We start from the raw sequence: 18,551 nt of genomic DNA, 5'->3' as shown, positions 1-18,551 counted from the left end.
CCGGGCGGCCGTCGGCCCACGCGGGCGGCTCAGCCGTGGCAGAACACGCAGCCTTCCCAGTGCGGAAGGGCGCTCAGGACGCGGTGCCGTACGCACGACGCGACGGCGCCCTCGTCAGGGCCGGGGAAGCAGCGACCGGGACGGGGCCGGGCGTCGGACGGATCGAAGGCGTCGACGATCTCCCGGTACTGCCGGAGGTAGCTTTCGGCGTAGGGCGGGTGGTAGTCCAGCGCGTCCCAACGGTGGCGTGTCAGGGCGAGATCGAGCACCTTCAGGACGAAGTCCTTCGCGGCGGAGCGCTGTTGCGGGGAGGGACCCCAGTCGATGTCCTCCAGGTCGAACCCGACGACCCCACGGCCCATGACGTTCTGGTCCTGAAGCGCCAGCAGGGCGGCGAAACGGTACTCCCAGGGGCTGCGGGCGAGGTCGGACACGGCGAGCATCAGCACGTCGATGAAGACGGCCGTGCCCCCGTTGGACAGGCCGAGCGTGCGGCCACCGCCATGGAACAGGTTCCCCATGACGTCACGTCACCGACCCGGAGTGCGACGCCAGCGGCCCGGCGGCTGCCCCAAGGGCCACGAGCTGCGCCGGAGCCAGGCGTTCCGGTCCGGCGCGGCGCAGGGCATCGCTCACCCGGGCCGGCGGCCAGCCCAGCGCGGCGGCGAGTTCGTCCGCGGGGAGGGGTGCGCCCGCGTGCCGCAGTGCGGCCAGCACGGTCAGGGCGTCGTCGACGACTGCGGAGTCGCCGCTCATGTCGTCGCTGAGCGTCGCGAAGAACCGGCTCATGTGGGCCAGCCTGGCCCCCGCAGGCGTCGCCGCGTCGAGCACCTCGACCCCGAGCCGCGCGACCTGCGCCCACATCGCGTGCTTCCGGGCGCTCGTCAGCCAGGCCTGGAGCCAGACGTCGTCGTCGATGACGTACCGCTGGCGGCGGTGGCCGGGCTCCCGTACGCGGCGGATCACTTCGAGGCTCTCCAGATAGCCGACGGCCAGGGACACCGACGCGGGGCTGACCCGCAGCCGCTGGACCAGGTCCGCGGCGGTGAGGCTGCCGGTGTCGTCGGTGATCAGACGGGCGAGCACCCGCGCCGCCATGCGCGGAACCCCCGTCCTGACCATGAGCGCCGCGAGCTCATCGGCGAAGTCGCGTACGGCGTCGGGATCGCGTCCGTACGCGTCGGGAGGCGCGGCCGGGTCGCGGTGCGGGACCCGCCTGCGGCGGCGGGCCCGCCGTCCGGTGGCGAGATGGGCGTGCTCGACGCGATACCCCTCGGGCCCGCCGTTGCGGGACACCTCGCGGCTGACGGTCGAGGTGGGCCGGTCGATGCGCCGGGCGATCTCGGCGTAGCCGAGCCCCTCGGCGAGGCCCGCGCCGATGTCCCGGCGGTCCTGGTGGGTGAGCCTGTTCCCCGGCACGGGCGCCGACCTCCTCGCGTTCAACGGCAATGGCGCGTTCAAAGGCAATCTCGCGTTCGACGGCAATCTTGCGTTCAACGGCAAGTCCATTGCAATGAATCCTTGAATCTCCCTACATGGGAGGCTCGTTCGGCCAGTTATCCATTGAAGCCGGATTGAACGCAATCTAGCTTCGCCGGTATCCACACGGACCGGGGGAGGAGTCGACGTGACGACGACGGGTGAGGAACTCGTGCTCGATGTCGAGGGACTGCGCATGCGCTACGGCACGGCCGACGTGCTGCACGACGTGACGTTCCGGGCGCGGCGCGGCGAGGTGGTCGCCCTGCTCGGGCCGAACGGGGCGGGCAAGACCACCACCATCGAGATCATGGAAGGGTTCCGCATGCGCTCGGCTGGCCGCGTCCGGGTGCTCGGCACGGACCCGGCGTTCGGCCCCGAGGCGTGGCGTGCGCGCATCGGGGTCGTCCTGCAATCGTGGCGCGACCACGGCAAGTGGCGGGTGCGGGAGCTGCTCGCGCACCTCGGGACGTACTACGCGCCCTACTCCAGCAGCACGGTCCGGCGGCCCTGGGACCCCGACGAGCTGATGGCCGCGGTCGGTCTGACCGCGTACGCCGGCCAGAAGATCAAGACGTTGTCCGGGGGACAGCGGCGCAGGCTGGACGTGGCGATCGGCATCGTGGGCCGTCCCGAGGTGCTGTTCCTGGACGAGCCGACCGCGGGCTTCGATCCGCGGGCCAGACAGGAGTTCCACGCGCTCGTACGTCGTCTGGCCGACGATCACGCGACCACAGTCCTGCTCACGACGCACGACCTGGACGAGGCGGGCAAGCTCGCCGACCGCATGGTGATCCTCGCCGGGGGGCGGATCGTCGCCGACGGTTCGCCGGACGACCTGTCGCGCCGGATCGCGGGGCAGGACGAGGTGCGCTGGACGTGCGGCGGCCGCCGCTTCGTGAGGTCGACGGCCGAATCGACGGCTTTCGTACGCGAGTTGTTCCGCGAGTACGGCGACGCCGTGCGCGAACTGGAGGTCCGCAGGGCCTCCTTGGAGGACACCTACCTGGCGCTGGTCGGGCGCCAGGGCGAGGCAGGGACGGACCGCATCCCGGGCGCGGCCGCGAGCGACTCCACGACGGCGGTGGCCCGGTGAACGCGACGGGCAGGGCACTGAGGGCGGGCTGGGCCCGCGGCCTGATCGAACTGCGGCAGTCGTTCACCAACGGCGGTGACGTGCTGTCCCATCTGCTGTGGCCGGTGCTGATGCTGACCGTCCTGTTCTTCCTGCGGGACACGGCGTTCGGCACGAGCGGACTGCTGCTCGGCACCCTGGCCCTGCCGAGCATCCTCGGCATGAACGCGGCGATGGGCATGGTCAGCATGAGCCAGGCGCTCACCGCCGAACGCGAGGACGGCACCTTGCTGCGGGCCAAGGCCACGCCGAACGGCATGCCGGGCTATCTCGTCGGCAAGGTCGTCGCCGTGGCCGGCGGCCTCCTCGCCGACCTCGCGATCCTGCTGATCCCCGGCATCCTGCTCATCACAGGCCTCGCGATCGGCGGCCCCGGCTCCTGGCTGACGCTGGGCTGGGTGCTGGTGCTCGGCATGGTCGCGACGCTGCCGATCGGCGCGATCCTGGGCTCGGTGTTCACCAGCGCGCGCAGCCAGGGCCTGATCCAGCTGCCGATCCTGGGCATGATCGCGATCTCCGGCATCTTCTACCCGGTCACCGCCCTGCCGGACTGGCTGCAAGGGGTGGCTCAGGCGCTCCCGGTCTACTGGCTCGGCCTCGGCATGCGCTCGGCACTGCTGCCGGACGGCGCGGCGGCCATCGAGATCGCCGGCTCCTGGCGGCACTGGGAGACGGCCGGAGTGCTGGGGGCGTGGGCCGTGGCCGGCCTCATCGTCGCTCCGGTCGTGCTGCGCCGGATGGCACGCGGAGAGTCGGGTTCCAGTGTCGCCGAGCGCCGGGACAGAGCCCTCCGCAGAGTCGGCTGACGTCCGTACGGGGGCGCCCCGCAAGGGGCGCGGGGAGCTGCGCGCCCAATTCCCTCCGGATCCGCGGGAATCCACGGACCCGAGGCACGCCCCCCGGCCACCCCCCGGCGGGAGCGCTAGAGCATCGGCAGTTCGATCGCCGGGCAGCGGTCCATCACCATGTCGAGGCCCGCTGCCCGCGTCCGCTCGTACGCCGCCTCGTCGATGACGCCCAGCTGGAACCAGACCGCCTGCGCGCCGATCGCGACGGCTTCGTCGGCCGCCTGGCCCGCCAGGGCGCTGTTGAGGAAGACGTCGACGACGTCGATCTTGAAGGGCACGGCGGAGAGGGACGGGTAGCCCTTCTCGCCGTGCACCGTCTCGGCCTTCGGGTGGATCGGGACGACGCGCTTCCCGTACCGCTGCAGGACCCCCGCGACCCCGTACGCCGCTCGCTCCTCGTTCGTGGACAGGCCCACGACCGCCCAGGTGTCACCGAGCTCCGTCAGGATCTTGCGCACTGTTGCCGGATCGCCGTACACGTCCTGCTCCTTCTGCCGCCGACGGTGGGACGGCTGTCAGACGTTCACGCCGAAGTCCGACGCGATGCCTCGCAGCCCACTGGCATAACCCTGGCCGACCGCGCGGAATTTCCACTCCGTGCCGTGCCGGTAGAGCTCGCCGAAGACCATGGCGGTCTCCGTCGACGCGTCCTCGGAGAGGTCGTACCGGGCGATCTCCGCGTTGTCGGCCTGGTTGACCACGCGGATGAAGGCGTTGCGGACCTGGCCGAAGCTCTGGCCGCGGTTCTCCGCGTCGTGGATGGAGACGGGGAAGACGATCTTCGTGATGTCGGCCGGGACCCCGGCGAGGTTCACCTTCACGGCCTCGTCGTCGCCCTCGCCCTCGCCGGTGAGGTTGTCGCCGGTGTGCTCGACGGAACCGTCGGGGCTCTTGAGGTTGTTGTAGAAGATGAAGTGCTGGTCGGAGACGACCTTCCCCGAGTCGTCGCAGAGCAGGGCGCTGGCGTCCAGGTCGTAGTCCGTGCCGGTGGTCGTGCGGACGTCCCAGCCCAGGCCCACCAGGACGGCGGTGAGGCCGGGGGCCTCCTTGCTGAGCGAGACATTGCCGCCCTTGGCCAGGGAAACTCCCACGATGTCCTCCTGAAGTCCTGAGGTGAAGTGCGTACCGGCCGTGGTCAGGGCCGGCGGTTAAAATCTACAACACTGTAGAAATAGAGGTGCCCGGGGTGCCGCGCCCCCTCTATCGCGTCCCGTTACGATGTGGCGCCCCGCGACGAGCCGTCAAGAGAGCGGCCGGGGCGCCCCGGGGGCGGATGGCGCCCCCGAGGTGACCCGTGCGTGGTCGACGGCTGTCGCGCGGCGCGCGTGCTCAGAGGTCGAACTCGTGCGGCGGCAGGTCGAGCGCGAAGCACGCCTCGCGTACGACGGCCCGCTCCGTGGCGTCGAAGTCGCCGTCCGCGCCGCCGATGACGATGCCGATCTGTACGACGGCGCGCGCCTCCGCGGGCTTCTTCTTCGCCTTGGCGACCTCCTGCAAGACGCTGACCTTGCCGAACTCGAAGTCGGCGGTCAGCTTGTCGAGGCAGGCGTCGAAGCGGCGCCGCAGGTCGTCGGCGGGGAAGTTCTGCAACACCTCGTTGGTGGCGATCAGCTGGGCCACGCGCCGGCGTTCCGAGGGATCGATGGTGCCGTCCGCGGCCGCCACGAGGGCGCACATCGCCATACTGGAATCACGGAAGGCGCCGCTCTTGAGGTCGTTCTTCTTCGCCACGAGCTGGGTCTGCATCGTCGATGCGGATTCCTTGACGCGGTCCCACAGGGCCATGAGAGCTCCGTACGTTGACAGTTAGTTTCTACAGCACTGTAGAAACTAGCAGCAGTGCCGAGAAGTTCCGCGGAAGGCAGGGAGGACGGACGATGACACGGACCGCACGGGAACTGCTCGACGACGTGGTGGCGCGGCTCGCGCCGGACCCGGCGGCCAATCCGCTCGTCCCGCGCATCGCGGACGGCACCGCGAACCCGTCCGTGATCACCGCTCTCGCACTGGAGCAGCGCTCCGTGATCCCGGCGGACCGCCGCTCCTTCCTGCACCTGGCCCAGCGCTCGGCCGACGGGGGAGAGGCGGAGTGCGCGGCCTTCTTCCGCACCCTCGCCGAGGGCGAGACGCTCGCGCTCGACCGGCTCGGGGTTCTCGTCGCGGCGTGCGGCGTGGACAAGGCCGACGCCGACGCCTACGAACCGCGCGCGGGCTGCCAGGCCTATCCGGCGTACGTGGCCTGGCTCGCCCTGAACGCCGCCCCCGTGGACGTCGTCCTCGCCCTGACCGCCAACTTCGCCTGCTGGGGCGCCTACTGCGCGGCGCTCGCCGAAGCGCTGCCGACGCACTACGGCTTCAGCGAGGAGGCCTGCGGCTTCTTCGCCTTCTTCGCCGAGCCCGCGCCCGACCTGGAGCGCCAGGCCCTCGCCGCGGTGCGCGCGGGCCTGGGCCGGGGCCTGGACGCGACCGGGTCCGCCCTGCGCCACGGGAAGCTCCTCCAGCGCTACGAGACGATGTTCTGGGAGACGCTCGCCGACCCGGCGCGCGGCCTCTGACCAGCCGCCCGCCCGACTGCCGCCCGGAACCCGAACCCGATCTCGGGAGCGCCCGCGTGACCGCACCCCCCTCCTCCCGTGCCGCCAAAGGCCTCAGCGGCGGCGCCGTCGGCACCGGCGACCTCGTCTTCTTCGTCGTGGCGGCCGCCGCCCCGCTGACCGTGATGGCCGCGGTGGCCCCGCTCGCGATCGGCATGGCGGGCCGGGCGGCACCGCTCGGCTACCTCGTCTCGGGGCTGCTGCTGATCGTCTTCGCGGCCGGATTCACCGCGATGAGCCGCTTCGTGCGCAACGCGGGCGCCTTCTACGCCTACATCGGCCGCGGACTCGGCCGCCCCGCGGGAGCCGGGTCCGCGTACGTCGCGCTGTTCTCGTACAACGCCATCGAGGTCGGACTGCTCGTCGCCTTCGGGTGGTTCACCGAATCCGGGGTCGCGGATCTGACCGGGGTCCGGGTGGCCTGGTGGATCTGGGCGCTCGCGGGGCTCGTCGCGATCGGCGTCCTCGGCTATCGGAAGGTCACCTTCAGCGCCAAGGTCCTCGGTGTCGCCCTGGCCCTCGAAGTGCTCGTCCTCCTGGTGTTCGAGGCCGGGTTGGTCGCGCACGGCGGCGGGCCGCGGGGCTTCGACCTCGGCACGCTCTCGCCGGCACACCTGGGCGGCGAGGGGGTGGGCGGCATGTTCGTGCTCGCCGTCGGCGCGTTCGTCGGGTTCGAGGCGACCGCCATCTACGCGGAGGAGGCGCGCGAGCCCGCACGCACGGTGCCCCGCGCCACGTACATCGCCGTGGCGTTCCTCGCGCTCTTCTACACCGTCACCGTGTGGGCGGTCATCAGCGCGTACGGATCGGACCGCGCCCAGGCCGTCGCCGCCGGCGAGGGCGGAGCCGACATGGTCTTCGCGGCCACCGAACGGTTCGCGGGCGCCTGGGCCGCGGACTCCATGCACGTCCTCGTCATCACCAGCGCCTTCGCCGCCACCCTCGCCTTCCACAACGGCGCCGCCCGCTACTTCTACGCCCTGGGCCGCGAAGGGCTGCTGCCCCGCCGCCTGGGCACCGTCTCCGCGACGACCCGGGCGCCCGCCACGGCGGTCGTCACGCAGTCCGCCCTCGCCCTGGCCGTGGTCGCCGTGACCCTCCTGAGCGGCGCCGATCCGTACACCGTCATGTTCCTGTGGACCAACGGATCCGGCATCCTCGGCGTCATGCTGATGCAGGCGCTCGCCGCGCTCGCGGTGTACGGCTTCTTCCGCCGCGAGCGCAGGGGCATGCCCGCCTGGCGGGTGGTCGCCGCCCCGCTGACCGCCTGCGCGGGCCTCACGGTCCTGATCGGCCTGGTGTGTGCCAACCTCGATCTCCTGACCGGTGCTTCGGGCCGCGTGAACGCGGCACTGATCGCCCCGCTGCCCGCCTTGTTCGTGACGGGAGCGGTGGTGGCCCTGCGGATCCGGCGGCGCGATCGGCGGGCGTACGAACGGCTGACGACGACAGACGCGGAGCACGGATGAGAAAGGCGCGGGAGAGCATGGCGGAGGGGACGGGAACGCAGGTCTTTCTGGGGGCGGTCCGCACCGGGAGCGAGAACCACGCGGACACCACGGCACTCGCCGTACGCGACGGACGCGTCATCGCGCTCGGGGACGAGGCCCGCGCCCACGCCGAAGGGGCCGACGAGGTGGTCGAGTTGGGGGACGGGCTGCTCCAGCCCGCCTTCGGCGACGGCCACGCCCACCCCCTCTTCGGGGGCCTGGAGAGCTTCGGCCCGCAGATCAAGGACCTCACGTCGGTCGAGGCGATCGTCGCGGAGGTCGGGCGCTGGGCCGCCGCGCACCCGGACGCGGAGTGGATCGTCGGCGCGTCCTACGACCCCGCGCTCGCACCCGGCGGCGAGTTCGACGCCCGGTGGCTGGACGCGGCGGTGCCCGACCGACCCGTCGTGCTGCGCGCCCACGACTACCACACGGTGTGGTGCAACTCGCGGGCGCTGCGCAGGGCGGGGGTGCGCGACGCGACACCGGACCCGCGCCTCGGCTGGATCGTCCGGCGCCCCGACGGCTCACCCATGGGCACCCTGCGCGAGTGGCACGCCTGCGACCTGGTCCTCGACCAGGTGCCCGCACGCGCGGAGGCCGAACTGGTCGAAGCGGTCCGCCGCGCGAGCCGGTCGTACGCACGCGCGGGCCTCACCTGGGTGCAGGACGCCTGGGTGGAGCCGGAGATGGTCGAGGCCTATCTCGCGGCGGCCCGGCACGGGGCGCTGAGCGTGCGCGTCGACCTGGCCCAGCGCGCCGATCCGGACCGCTGGCGCGAGCAGCGCAAGCAGTTCGACGCGGCGCGCGGGCGCGTGGCAGCCGAGGGCGGCCCGCTGCTGTCCGCGCGCACGGTGAAGTACTTCAGCGACGGCGTGATCGAGGGCGGTACGGCCGCCCTGCTCGACCCCTATCTGGACGCGCCGCACAGCTGCGGCATGCCCGTGTGGGAGCCGCGCGCGCTCGCCGAAGCGGTGTGCGCCTTCGACGCGGACGGCTTCCAGACGCACGTCCACGCCATCGGCGACGCGGGCGTACGGGCCGCGCTCGACGCGGTGGAAGCCGCGGTCCGCGCCAACCCCGCGTGGGACCGGCGGCCCGTCATCACCCACGTCCAGCTCGTCGACCCGGCCGACCTGCCGCGGTTCGCCGCACTCGGCGTCATCGCCAACTTCGAGCCCCTGTGGGCGCAGCCCGACCCGCTCCAGACCGAGCTCTCGCTGCCGCGGATCGGCGCCGAGCGCGCCGGCCGGCAGTACCCGATGGGGGAGTTGGCGCGGGACGGAGTGCGCCTGTCCTTCGGCAGCGACTGGCCCGTCAGCTCGTACGAACCGCTGGAAGGCATCCAGGTGGCGGTCACCCGGCGCACCTTCGACGGGGACCCGGCCGAGGGCTGGATTCCGCACCAGCGGCTGACCGTGGAGCAGGCGCTCGCCGCGGCCACCAGCGGTGTCGCCCACCAGGCGGGCGCGGACGACCGGATCGCGCTCGTACCGGGGGCGCCCGCGGACCTGGCCTGGCTCTCCGCGGATCCACGGACCGTGGACCCGATGGCCATCCGGCACGTACGGGTGCTCGGCACGTGGCTGGGCGGAGTTCCTACGTACCGGGCGGGGGAGGGGTGAGGGGCAGCACGATGGCGGTGACGGCTATGCCGTCCCGTATCCGCCAGGTGCCCGCGAAGCCCGTCAGTTCGCGCCCCGACACCGTCGGCCCGGGAACCAGGAGCGCCGCGGTGAACGTGCCGTCCGGGTCCAGCTCCACCCGTGCCTCCTCGAAGCCGAGCCAGCGGCCCGTGAGCGGGAACCACGTCTTGTAGACGGATTCCTTCGCGCTGAACAGGAGCCGGTCCCAGGGGACGTCCGGGCGCCGGACGGCCAGCTCGGCGAGGGCCGCGCGCTCCGTCTCGTCCGACACCATCCGCAGGACGTCGGGGTCGGCGAGCGGAGCGGCCGGCTCCGCGTCGATGCCGAGGGAGCGGACCGTGCCGGCGCGGGCCACCGCGGCGGCGCGGTAGCCCGCGCAGTGCGTCATGCTGCCGACGATGCCCTCGGGCCAGCGCGGCGCGCCCTTGGGCCCGGGCAGGATCGGCGCGGGCGCCACGCCCAGCTCGGCGAGGGCGGCGCGGGCGCACTGCCGGACCGTGGCGAACTCGCGGCGGCGCTTGTCCACCGCCCGCGCCACGGCGGCCGCCTCCTCGGGAAACAGGAAGGGGTCGGGCGGATCCTCGACGGTCTCCACGACCGTGACGGGCGCCGGGGCGAGCAGCGACTCCAGCACGTCGGTACCACCGAGGACGTGCCGTACGGGATGCGAGGGTGACGTCACAACGGATCACCGTACCGGGGGCGGGCCCGCCCGGGGGCCTACTCTGGCGGGATGCACGACGAGTACCGCACCGTGGCCCGCGAGGCCGTGCACGAGACCGAGATCAACCGCTCGCGCTTCCTGTGCGCTCTCGCGCCCGCGGCCACCGAGGAGGAGGCCCAGGACTTCGTCGCGCGCATCCGCAAGGAGCACCCGTCCGCCTCGCACAACTGCTTCGCCTACGTCATCGGGGCCGACGCCGGGGTGCAGAAGGCGAGCGACGACGGGGAGCCGGGCGGCACCGCCGGTGTGCCGATGCTCCAGATGCTGCTGCGCCGCGACATGCGGTACGTCGTCGCGGTGGTGACCCGCTACTACGGCGGGGTCAAGCTCGGCGCCGGCGGGCTCATCCGGGCCTACGGCGGAGCGGTCGGCGAGGCCCTGGACGCGGTGGGCACGCTGACCCGCAGGCGCTTCAGGCTGGCCACGGTCACGGTCGACCACCAGCGCGCGGGCAAGATACAGAACGATCTGCGCTCGGCGGGACGGGCGGTCCGCGACGTGCGTTACGGGGACGCGGTGACCATCGAGATCGGCCTGCCAGACGCCGACGTCGAGGCCTTCACGGCCTGGCTCGCGGACGCGACCGCGGGCAGCGCGGTCTTCGAGCTCGGCGGAGAGGCGTACGGGGACGCCTGAGCCGGCCTTGGACGAGGCCGCCCGAACGTGACAAAGGCGACACCTGTGCCGATGTGCGAAAGCCCGGACACCGGTGCGTGAGCCGCCTCTCCCGCCGTGACGGACCGAGGTTCGTGATCGGGCAGGGGCCCGCAGGCGCTAGCGTGGTGGGTGCTGTCGGCGAGGCCCGTGCTGGGGCGGTGCTGGATCCGGGGCACAGGAGGGGAGAGCGACCATGTGGGCCGGAGCGGCGTCTTGAGAATTCTGCACACGTCCGACTGGCATCTGGGCCGGGCGTTCCACCGCGTGAACATGCTCGGCGCCCAGGCCGACTTCATCGGCCACCTCGTCGCCACCGCGCGTGAGCGCGAGGTGGACGCCGTCGTCGTGTCCGGTGACGTGTACGACAGGGCCGTGCCGCCGCTGGCCGCCGTGGAGCTCTTCGACGACGCGCTGCACCGGCTCGCGGACCTCGGCGTCCCGACCGTGATGATCTCCGGCAACCACGATTCGGCCCGCCGTCTCGGCGTCGGCGCCGGACTCATCGGCCGCGCGGGCATCCATCTGCGCACCGCGCCCGCCGCCTGCGCGGACCCGGTGGTCCTGGCCGACACCCATGGGGACGTGGCGTTCTACGGCCTGCCCTATCTGGAACCGGCCCTGGTCAAGGGGGAGTTCGGCGTGGACCGGGCCGGACACGAGGCGGTGCTCGGCGCCGCCATGGACCGGGTGCGCGCCGACCTGGCCGACCGCGCCCCCGGCACCCGTTCCGTCGTCCTCGCCCACGCCTTCGTGACCGGCGGCGAGGCCAGCGACAGCGAGCGGGACATCACGGTCGGCGGGGTCGCCGCCGTGCCGTCCGGCGTCTTCGACGGCGTCGACTACGTGGCGCTCGGCCATCTGCACGGCAGCCAGGTCATCAGTGAGCGCGTGCGCTACTCCGGCTCCCCGCTGCCGTACTCCTTCTCCGAGTCCACGCACCGCAAGACCCTGTGGCTCGTCGATCTCGGAGCCGGCGGCGAGATCGAGGCCGAGCGGATCGACTGCCCGGTGCCCCGGCCGCTCGCCCGCGTCCGCGGCGACCTCGAGACGCTGCTCGCCGACCCGGACCTCGCCCGCCACGAGGACGCCTGGGTCGAGGCGACCCTCACCGACCCGGTCCGCCCCGACGAGCCCATGGCCCGTCTCTGCGCGCGCTTCCCGCACACCCTCAGCCTGGTCTTCGACCCGGAGCGCGCCCCCGAGGACCCGGACGTCTCCTACGCCCAGCGGCTGAAGGGCCGCAGCGACCAGCAGATCGCGGAGGACTTCGTGACCCATGTGCGGGGCGCGGGGCCCGACACGCGCGAACAGGCCGTGCTGCGGGCGGCGTTCGACACCGTCCGTACCGACGACACGCTGCGCGAGGTCGCCCGATGAGGCTGCACCGGCTCCGGATCACCGCGTTCGGCCCCTTCGGCACCACCCAGGACATCGACTTCGACGACCTCTCCGCCGCCGGACTCTTCCTGCTGCACGGCCCGACCGGCGCGGGCAAGACGTCCGTCCTGGACGCCGTCTGCTACGGCCTGTACGGCTCGGTGCCGGGTCCCCGGCAGGGCAGCGGCCAGGGGGCGACGCTGCGCAGCGACCACGCGCGGCCCGGCGTGCGCACCGAAGTGTGCCTCGAACTCACCGTCGCCGGGCGCCGGTTGGAGGTCACCCGGCAGCCGCCCCACGAGCGCCCGAAGAAGCGCGGCACCGGCACGACCACGGAGAAGGCGCAGAGCTGGCTCCGGGAGCACGAAACCGGTGACCAGGGCAGCACGTGGAAGGACCTCAGCCGCTCCCACCAGGAGATCGGCGAGGAGATCACACAGCTGCTCGGCATGAGCAAGGAGCAGTTCTGCCAGGTGGTCCTGCTGCCCCAGGGCGACTTCGCGCGCTTTCTGCGGGCCGACGCCGAGGCCCGCGGCAAGCTGCTCGGGCGGCTCTTCGACACCCGCAGGTTCGCCGCGGTCGAGGCAAGGCTGGCCGAGCAGCGGCGCGACGCCGAGGGCGCGGTACGGGAGGGGGACCGCGAGCTCCTCGCCGACGCGCACCGGATGCAGCAGGCCGCCGAGGGCGTTCTCGTGGACGGCGAGTCGCCGCTGCCCGACCTGTCGCCGGGCGATCCGGGGCTCGCCGAGGCCGTCCTGGCCTGGGCCGCCGTCGCCCGTACCGGCGCCCGCGAACGGCACGCGATCGCCGGGAGCGCCCTCACGGCCGCCGAGTCCGCGCAGGCCGCGGCGGCCCGCCGCCTCGACGACGTACGGGAACTCGACCGGTTGCAGACGCGGTTCGCCCAGGCGCGGGAGCGGGCCGGACGTCTCCAGGAGCGCGCCGACGAGCACCGGCGGCACCAGACCCGGATGGAACGCGCCCGCAAGGGCGAGTCGGTCGCCCCCGCGCTCGGCCTGCGCCGGGCCACCGAGGAGGAGCACCGCCGCGCGACCGCCGAGGAGACACGCACCCGCGGACACCTGCCCGCCCCGTTCGCCGACTCCGGCGCGTCGGGACTCGCCGCCGCCGCGCGCAAGGCCGCCGAAGAACTCGGCGGCCTCGCGTCCGCCCGCCGCGCCGAGCAGCGCCTCGCCGAACTCGGCTCGGAGCGCGCGTCCCTGGAGCGCGAGGAGCGGTCCGACGACGAGCTGCTGCGCGAGGCCGCGGGCTGGCTCGACGGCTGGGACACCACCCGGGCCACGCTCCAGGAGCGCATCGATTCCGCCCAGGAGGCGGCGACCCGCGCGGAACATCTCGCCGGGCAACTGGATCCCACGCAGAGCCGGTTGGACGCGGCCCGGCGCCGCGACCGGCTCGCCCGGGAGGCGACCGCCGCGCACGAACGCGCCCTCGCCGCCCGTGAGCGGTCCACCGCGGCCCACGAACACTGGCTCACCCTGAAGGAGCAGCGGCTCACCGGCATCGCCGCGGAGCTCGCCGCGGGCCTGAGCGACGGCGCCCCCTGTGCGGTCTGCGGAGCCCTCGAACACCCCGCGCCCGCACCGAAGACCGCCGGTCACGTCGACCGGGCCACGGAGGAGTCGGCGCTCGCCGCCTACCGCCGGGCGGAGGAGCTGCGCACCCAGGAGGACCGGCACCTCGGTGAGGTGCGCGAGTCGCTGGCGGCGGCCCGCGCGGCGGCGCTCGGTTCCTCCGGCGGGGGCGATGCCTCCGAAGACCCGGACGCCGCGTCGCGGCAGCCCTCGGTCGATGAACTCGCCTCCCTGGTCGAGGAGTTGCGCGCGGAACACGCCGACGCGCGCACCCGCGCCTCCGGGCTGCACGCCGCCCGCGAAGCCTTCGCCCAGGCCGAGCGCGAGTACGACCGCAGGCTCGCCGTGCGGCAGGAGGCCGCCGTACGGGCCGCGTCCCGTGCCACGCTGCGGGACACCCTCGACCGCGAACAAGCGCTCCTGGACGAGGAGTTGACCCGGGCGCGGGGTGCAAGCGGCAGCGTCGCCGCCCGGGCCGCCCAGCTGGAGCGGCAGGCCGCGCTCCTCACCGACGCGGCGGAGGCCGCCCGCGCGGCCGACGACACCGCCCAGCGGCTCAAGGACGCCGACGCGCGACTCGCCGACGCCGCCTTCCGCGCCGGGTTCGACACGCCGGGGGACGCGGCCGACGCCCTGCTCGACGACGCGCGCCACCGCGAGCTTCAGCACCGCATCGACGAGTGGCGCAACGAAGAGGCCGCGGTGCGCTCGCTGCTCGCCGAGCCGGAAGCGGCCGCCGCCGCACAGCAGCCGCAGGCCGACGTCAGGGCCGCGCAGGACGCTGCCGAACACGCCGACCGGCGGGCCCGCGCGGCCGCCTCCGCGCTCGACGCGGCCGCGGGGCGCTGCGCCGAACTCGACCGGCTCTCCGCACGGTCGGCCGCCGGGGCCCGGCGGCTCGCGCCGCTGCGCGGCGACTACGACCGCGTGGCACGCCTGGCGGGTCTGGCGGCGGGCACCTCGGCGGACAACGAACGCAAGATGCGCCTGGAGTCCTACGTCCTCGCGGCGCGCCTCGAACAGGTCGCGGCCGCGGCGACCGCACGGCTGCGGCGCATGTCGTCGGGGCGCTACACCCTCGTCCACTCCGACGACCGGACGGGGCGCGGCCGTTCGGGCCTCGGCCTGCACGTGGTCGACGCGTGGACGGGCCGCGAACGCGACACGTCCACGCTGTCGGGCGGCGAGACGTTCTTCGCCTCGCTCGCCCTCGCGCTCGGCCTCGCGGACGTCGTCACCGACGAGGCCGGCGGCGTACGGCTCGACACGCTCTTCATCGACGAGGGCTTCGGCAGCCTCGACGACCAGACCCTCGACGAGGTCCTGGACGTCCTGGACTCGCTGCGCGAGCGGGACCGCAGCGTCGGCATCGTGAGCCATGTCGCGGACCTGCGCCGCCGCGTCCACGCACAGCTGGAGGTCGAGAAGGGGCGCGCGGGGTCGGTCGTACGGCAGCGGGGCGGGGCGTGAGGGGCCGAGGGTGAGGGGCCGGGGGTGAAGGGCCGGGTTCAGCGGCCCAGCGGGCGCCTGGGCAGGGGCGAGGAGTAGACGATGCTCGTGGTCACGGAGCCCAGGGCGCCGATCTTCCCGGCGACCTCCTCCAGGTGAGTCATGGAGCGTGCGGCGACCTTGATCACGAAGCAGTCGTCGCCGGTGACGTGGTGCGCCTCCAGGATTTCGGGGGTCACCTCGACCAGGTCGTGGAACGGCTTGTAATGGCCGTTCGGATAGCGCAGGCGCACGAACGCCAGGATGGGCAGGCCGAGCCGCTCCGGGTCGACCACGGCCGCGTACCCCTGGATGACGCCCGCCTCCTCCAGGCGCCGGACCCGCTCGGTGACGGCGCTCGCGGACATGGAGACGGCGCGGGCCAGCTCGGCGTAGCTGGCGCGGCCCTCCCGCTGGAGGACGTCGAGGATGCGCCAGTCGGTGGCGTCCGTGGAATAACCGGTCATACCTGAGAGGTAACAGGGGAATCCCCGGCTGATCAAGAGGTAGGCCGGGGATCGCTTCTTCTGGGACGGGGGTCACGCCCGTAGATTTCTGGCCATGAGCACAGTGACGAACACCGAGCAGCCGACCGCCCCGAGCACCGCACACGCCCTCGCGGGCGCCGCCGAGACCACTCCGGACGCCTCCGCGAGCACTCCGGGTGCCTCCGTGAGCGCCTGGAATCCCGTCCTGCGGGTGGCGCCCGCGTCCCCGGCTGCCGCCGCCGCGTACTTCGGCGCGAGCCTCGCCTTCCACGCCGACGTGTCCGACGTGGCCTCCGCGCTGGCCGCCGACGGCGACCCCGGCTTCGTCGTGGTCGACTCCCGCTCGACGGCGTCGTGGGACCAGGGCCACATCCCCGGTGCGGTCCACCTGCCCACCGCCCTCATCCCCGAGCAGGCCGAGCGTCTCCTCGACCCGTCCGTCCCGGTCGTCACCTACTGCTGGGGCCCGGGCTGCAACGGCGCCACTCGCGCCGCCCTCGCCCTCGCCCAACTCGGCTTCCAGGTCAAGGAGATGCTGGGCGGCTTCGAGTACTGGGCCCGCGAGGGCTTCGCGTTCGAGACCTGGGAGGGCACGCAGCGGCACACCCCCGACGCCCTGACGGCCCCGGTGGACGCGGAGGACTGCGGCTGCTGAACCGCGGGGAGCGCTTCCGTGCGGCCCTCCCCGGTCACGGCGCCCGCCGAGCACGCCGTGACCGTGGGCACGAGGGTCCCTAGAGCGCGGACAGCTCGTCGACCAGGTCGTCGAGGCCCAGCGATCCCTGCGACAGCGCGGCCATGTGCCACGCCTTCGCGTCGAAGGCCTCGCCGAGGCGCCGCCGCGCGTTCTCGCGGCCCAGGAGCCAGGCCCGCTCACCCAGCTTGTAGCCGATGGCCTGACCCGGGATGGAGAGGTAGCGGGTCATCTCGCTCGCCACGTACTCCGTCGGTCGGCTGCAGTGCGCGTCGTAGAACTCCTGCGCCAGGTCGGGCGTCCAGCGCTCGCCCGGGCGGAAGGGCGAGTCCGCCGGGATCTCCAGCTCCAGGTGCATGCCGATGTCGACGATGACGCGCAGCGCCCGCATCATCTGGGCGTCCAGATAACCGAGCCTGCGCTCGGGGTCCGTGAGGAAGCCGAGCTCGTCCATGAGCCGCTCCGCGTACAGCGCCCAGCCCTCCGCGTTGGCGCTGACGATGCCGATGGTCGCCTGGTAGCGCGAGAGGCTCCGCGCGACGTGCGCCCACTGCGCCAGCTGGAGGTGATGGCCGGGCACGCCCTCGTGGTACCAGGTGGAGACCAGGTCGTACACGGGGAAGCGGGTCTCGCCCATCGTCGGCAGCCAGGTCCGGCCGGGGCGCGAGAAGTCCTCGGAGGGCCCCGAGTAGTACGGGGCCGCGGCGCCGCCCGGCGGAGCGATGCGGGACTCCACCTTCCGTACTCGCTCGGCGAGTTCGAAGTGCGTGCCGTCCAGGGCCTCGATCGCCTCGTCCATCAGCTCCTGGAGCCAGACCCGCACCTCCTCCACGCCCTCGATGTGCGTGCCGTGCTCGTCGAGGTGCGCGAGCGCCACCCACGGGGTGGCCGCGCCGGGCAGGACCTTCTCGGCCTCGGCGCGCATCTCGCCGAGCAGCCGGTGGAACTCGGACCAGCCGTACGCGTACGCCTCGTCGAGGTCCAGGTCGGTGCCGTTGAAGTAGCGGGACCAGCGGGCGTAGCGCTCGCGGCCCACCGTCTCGGGGGCGCCCTCGATCGCGGGCGCGTACACGTCGCGCATCCAGTCGCGCAGCGCCACGACCGAAGCGGTGGCGGCGCGGGCCGCGTCGTCCAGCTCGGCGCGCAGCGAGTCCGGGCCGTCCGCGGCGAACTCCTCGAACCAGCCGCGGCCCTCGCCTGCGCCGGGGCCCGCCCACTCGCCGAGCTGCTCGATGAAGGTGGCCGTGGGCCGGGGCGCCGCGAACAGCTTGCGCTCAAGGCCGAGTTCGAGCGAGGCGCGATATCCCTGGTAGGCGGCGGGCACGGCCCGCAGCCGCTCGGCGATCACCGCCCAGTCCTCCTCGGTCTCCGTCGGCGTCACGGTGAAGATCTCCCGCACGGCGTGCGGGACCGTGTGCAGGTTGCCGACCGCGCGCAGCCCCTCGTCGGCCTCGTGCACGGCGAGTTCGGCGGTGAGCCGCTCCCGCAGGAGCCGCGCGCACCGGCGTTCGACGTCGGTGTCGGCACCGGGCCGCAGCTCCGCGTCGTCGAGCCGGGCGAGCGTCGTGCGGGCCAGGTCCGCGACGGCCTCCTGGCCCGCGGGCGAGGTGTCCGGGAGCTTGCCGTGGCTCTCCTTGACGCCGAGGAACGTTCCGTTGATGGGGTCGAGGGCGATGAGCTCGTCCACGTAGGCGTCGGCTACCTGGCGCGGCAGCGGGCCGCCGTCCGTACCGCCCGTGCCGCTCGTGTGCGGGATCTTGGTGTCTGACATGCGGACATCCTCGTACGCGGGACGCGTCCGCGTCATCATGATTGGCCGGAGGTCTCCCCCGGGACGTCGGCCCCCGGACCCGGCGGCAGGAGCGGACCGCACTCCCACTGCTGGAAGATCAACCGGGTCTCCACGCGGGCCACCTCGCGCCGTGCCGTGAACTCGTCGAGGACGAGGCGCTGGAGGTCCGCGGTGTCGGCCACCGCCACGTGCACCAGATAGTCGTCGGGCCCCGCGAGATGGAACACCGACCGGGATTCCGGCAGCGCCCTGATCCGCTCCACGAACGGCCCCACCAGCTCCCGCCGGTGCGGACGCACCTGCACCGAAAGGAGCGCTTGAAGGCCGCGCCCGAGCTTCGCCGGATCGAGCCGCAGCTGGTGTCCGAGGATCACCCCCGAGCGGCGCAGCCGTGAGATACGGTCCAGGCAGGTGGAGGGCGCGACCCCGACCTGGGACGCGAGATCGCGATAGGTGATCCGGGCATCGTTCTGCAACAGCCGCAGTATGCGCAGATCCACCGGGTCGAGTACGACAGAATCGGCCACTCGCCGAACGTAACACG

19 protein-coding genes are annotated in these 18,551 nt (G+C 73.3%); 10 read left to right on the top strand and 9 right to left on the bottom strand.

Annotated features, from left to right (window positions below; translation table 11 throughout):
- Positions 1–29: 29 nt before the first annotated feature.
- Both QBL25_RS08235 and QBL25_RS08230 read right to left on the bottom strand, forming a co-directional pair.
- Positions 30–521 carry a hypothetical protein gene (locus tag QBL25_RS08235; RefSeq protein WP_409056362.1) on the bottom strand — a complete coding sequence of 164 codons (492 nt, stop codon included), beginning with the start codon at positions 519–521 and terminating at the stop codon, positions 30–32.
- Positions 522–525: 4 nt separating this feature from the next.
- The gene (locus QBL25_RS08230) at positions 526–1,419 is read right to left on the bottom strand and encodes a MarR family transcriptional regulator (RefSeq protein WP_409056361.1); all 894 of its coding nucleotides are present in this window, start codon (positions 1,417–1,419) and stop codon (positions 526–528) included.
- On the opposite strand from QBL25_RS08230, the gene QBL25_RS08225 reads away from it, so the two are divergent.
- The 3 genes from QBL25_RS08225 (at position 1,400) to QBL25_RS08215 (ending at position 3,420) form a co-directional block, all read left to right on the top strand.
- Entirely contained in the window at positions 1,400–1,525 is a 126-nt protein-coding gene (locus QBL25_RS08225) for a hypothetical protein (protein WP_409056360.1), read from the top strand. The two genes, QBL25_RS08230 and QBL25_RS08225, sit on opposite strands and share 20 nt — an antisense overlap.
- Positions 1,526–1,675: 150 nt before the next feature.
- Positions 1,676–2,575 carry an ABC transporter ATP-binding protein gene (locus QBL25_RS08220; protein ID WP_409062579.1) on the top strand — a complete coding sequence of 300 codons (900 nt, stop codon included), beginning with the start codon at positions 1,676–1,678 and terminating at the stop codon, positions 2,573–2,575.
- Entirely contained in the window at positions 2,572–3,420 is an 849-nt protein-coding gene (locus QBL25_RS08215; protein ID WP_409056359.1) for an ABC transporter permease, read from the top strand. Before QBL25_RS08220 ends, QBL25_RS08215 begins: the two co-directional genes overlap by 4 nt.
- Positions 3,421–3,536: 116 nt before the next feature.
- Here QBL25_RS08215 and QBL25_RS08210 read toward each other — a convergent pair whose 3' ends face one another.
- The 3 genes from QBL25_RS08210 to QBL25_RS08200 all read right to left on the bottom strand — a co-directional run bounded on the left by QBL25_RS08210 (position 3,537) and on the right by QBL25_RS08200 (position 5,247).
- Complete coding sequence (locus QBL25_RS08210; RefSeq protein WP_409056358.1) at positions 3,537–3,941, bottom strand: CoA-binding protein; 405 nt, start codon at positions 3,939–3,941, stop codon at positions 3,537–3,539.
- Between the two features lie 36 nt (positions 3,942–3,977).
- The gene (locus tag QBL25_RS08205) at positions 3,978–4,553 is read right to left on the bottom strand and encodes a TerD family protein (protein WP_409056357.1); all 576 of its coding nucleotides are present in this window, start codon (positions 4,551–4,553) and stop codon (positions 3,978–3,980) included.
- A 238-nt stretch (positions 4,554–4,791) separates the two neighbouring features.
- On the bottom strand, positions 4,792–5,247 hold the full coding sequence (locus tag QBL25_RS08200; RefSeq protein ID WP_409056356.1) for a tellurite resistance TerB family protein: 456 nt from the start codon (positions 5,245–5,247) through the stop codon (positions 4,792–4,794).
- A 92-nt stretch (positions 5,248–5,339) separates the two neighbouring features.
- Between QBL25_RS08200 and QBL25_RS08195 the strand changes: the two genes are divergently transcribed.
- From QBL25_RS08195 to QBL25_RS08185, 3 genes are read left to right on the top strand one after another with little or no spacing between them, the layout of a single operon-like run.
- Positions 5,340–6,017, top strand: a complete 678-nt coding sequence (locus QBL25_RS08195) for a transcriptional regulator (RefSeq protein WP_409056355.1) — start codon at positions 5,340–5,342, stop codon at positions 6,015–6,017.
- Between the two features lie 56 nt (positions 6,018–6,073).
- Complete coding sequence (locus QBL25_RS08190; protein WP_409056354.1) at positions 6,074–7,525, top strand: APC family permease; 1,452 nt, start codon at positions 6,074–6,076, stop codon at positions 7,523–7,525.
- Between the two features lie 17 nt (positions 7,526–7,542).
- Positions 7,543–9,171, top strand: coding sequence for an amidohydrolase (locus QBL25_RS08185; protein WP_409056353.1), 1,629 nt, complete (start codon positions 7,543–7,545; stop codon positions 9,169–9,171).
- Here QBL25_RS08185 and QBL25_RS08180 read toward each other — a convergent pair.
- Positions 9,146–9,826: a 4'-phosphopantetheinyl transferase gene (locus QBL25_RS08180; protein ID WP_409062578.1), complete on the bottom strand. Its 681-nt coding sequence runs from the start codon at positions 9,824–9,826 to the stop codon at positions 9,146–9,148. The two genes, QBL25_RS08185 and QBL25_RS08180, sit on opposite strands and share 26 nt — an antisense overlap.
- Positions 9,827–9,925: 99 nt before the next feature.
- Here QBL25_RS08180 and QBL25_RS08175 point away from each other — a divergent pair, with 99 nt between their 5' ends.
- The 3 genes from QBL25_RS08175 to QBL25_RS08165 all read left to right on the top strand — a co-directional run bounded on the left by QBL25_RS08175 (position 9,926) and on the right by QBL25_RS08165 (position 15,015).
- Positions 9,926–10,552: a YigZ family protein gene (locus tag QBL25_RS08175; protein WP_409056352.1), complete on the top strand. Its 627-nt coding sequence runs from the start codon at positions 9,926–9,928 to the stop codon at positions 10,550–10,552.
- A gap of 234 nt (positions 10,553–10,786) precedes the next feature.
- Positions 10,787–11,950: an exonuclease SbcCD subunit D gene (locus tag QBL25_RS08170; RefSeq protein WP_409056351.1), complete on the top strand. Its 1,164-nt coding sequence runs from the start codon at positions 10,787–10,789 to the stop codon at positions 11,948–11,950.
- Positions 11,947–15,015 (top strand): AAA family ATPase, encoded by a 3,069-nt coding sequence (locus tag QBL25_RS08165; protein ID WP_409056350.1) that lies wholly within the window; start codon positions 11,947–11,949, stop codon positions 15,013–15,015. The genes QBL25_RS08170 and QBL25_RS08165 overlap by 4 nt, the downstream gene beginning before the upstream one ends.
- Positions 15,016–15,053: 38 nt before the next feature.
- Here QBL25_RS08165 and QBL25_RS08160 read toward each other — a convergent pair whose 3' ends face one another.
- Positions 15,054–15,500, bottom strand: coding sequence for an Lrp/AsnC family transcriptional regulator (locus QBL25_RS08160; protein WP_409056349.1), 447 nt, complete (start codon positions 15,498–15,500; stop codon positions 15,054–15,056).
- Between the two features lie 94 nt (positions 15,501–15,594).
- Here QBL25_RS08160 and QBL25_RS08155 point away from each other — a divergent pair, with 94 nt between their 5' ends.
- Positions 15,595–16,176: a rhodanese-like domain-containing protein gene (locus QBL25_RS08155; RefSeq protein ID WP_409056348.1), complete on the top strand. Its 582-nt coding sequence runs from the start codon at positions 15,595–15,597 to the stop codon at positions 16,174–16,176.
- A gap of 79 nt (positions 16,177–16,255) precedes the next feature.
- Here the strand turns inward: QBL25_RS08155 and QBL25_RS08150 are convergent, their stop codons facing one another.
- On the bottom strand, positions 16,256–17,986 hold the full coding sequence (locus QBL25_RS08150) for a DUF885 domain-containing protein (RefSeq protein ID WP_409056347.1): 1,731 nt from the start codon (positions 17,984–17,986) through the stop codon (positions 16,256–16,258).
- A gap of 35 nt (positions 17,987–18,021) precedes the next feature.
- The gene (locus QBL25_RS08145) at positions 18,022–18,534 is read right to left on the bottom strand and encodes an Lrp/AsnC family transcriptional regulator (RefSeq protein WP_409056346.1); all 513 of its coding nucleotides are present in this window, start codon (positions 18,532–18,534) and stop codon (positions 18,022–18,024) included.
- Positions 18,535–18,551: the final 17 nt, after the last annotated feature.

Source organism: Streptomyces sp. SYP-A7185 (genome assembly GCF_046103685.1).
Lineage (GTDB): Bacteria > Actinomycetota > Actinomycetes > Streptomycetales > Streptomycetaceae > Streptomyces.
This window is presented reverse-complemented; position numbering and strand designations above follow the sequence as displayed.

Bases quoted from the DNA above. Each gene is read 5' to 3' on its own strand.
- QBL25_RS08155 (WP_409056348.1), top strand. From the start codon at position 15,595: ATGAGCACAGTGACGAACACCGAGCAGCCGACCGCCCCGAGCACCGCA.
- QBL25_RS08185 (WP_409056353.1), top strand. From the start codon at position 7,543: ATGGCGGAGGGGACGGGAACGCAGGTCTTTCTGGGGGCGGTCCGCACC.
- QBL25_RS08175 (WP_409056352.1), top strand. From the start codon at position 9,926: ATGCACGACGAGTACCGCACCGTGGCCCGCGAGGCCGTGCACGAGACC.
- QBL25_RS08150 (WP_409056347.1), bottom strand. From the start codon at position 17,986: ATGTCAGACACCAAGATCCCGCACACGAGCGGCACGGGCGGTACGGAC.
- QBL25_RS08160 (WP_409056349.1), bottom strand. From the start codon at position 15,500: ATGACCGGTTATTCCACGGACGCCACCGACTGGCGCATCCTCGACGTC.
- QBL25_RS08195 (WP_409056355.1), top strand. From the start codon at position 5,340: ATGACACGGACCGCACGGGAACTGCTCGACGACGTGGTGGCGCGGCTC.
- QBL25_RS08235 (WP_409056362.1), bottom strand. From the start codon at position 521: ATGGGGAACCTGTTCCATGGCGGTGGCCGCACGCTCGGCCTGTCCAAC.
- QBL25_RS08200 (WP_409056356.1), bottom strand. From the start codon at position 5,247: ATGGCCCTGTGGGACCGCGTCAAGGAATCCGCATCGACGATGCAGACC.
- QBL25_RS08165 (WP_409056350.1), top strand. From the start codon at position 11,947: ATGAGGCTGCACCGGCTCCGGATCACCGCGTTCGGCCCCTTCGGCACC.
- QBL25_RS08220 (WP_409062579.1), top strand. From the start codon at position 1,676: ATGCGCTACGGCACGGCCGACGTGCTGCACGACGTGACGTTCCGGGCG.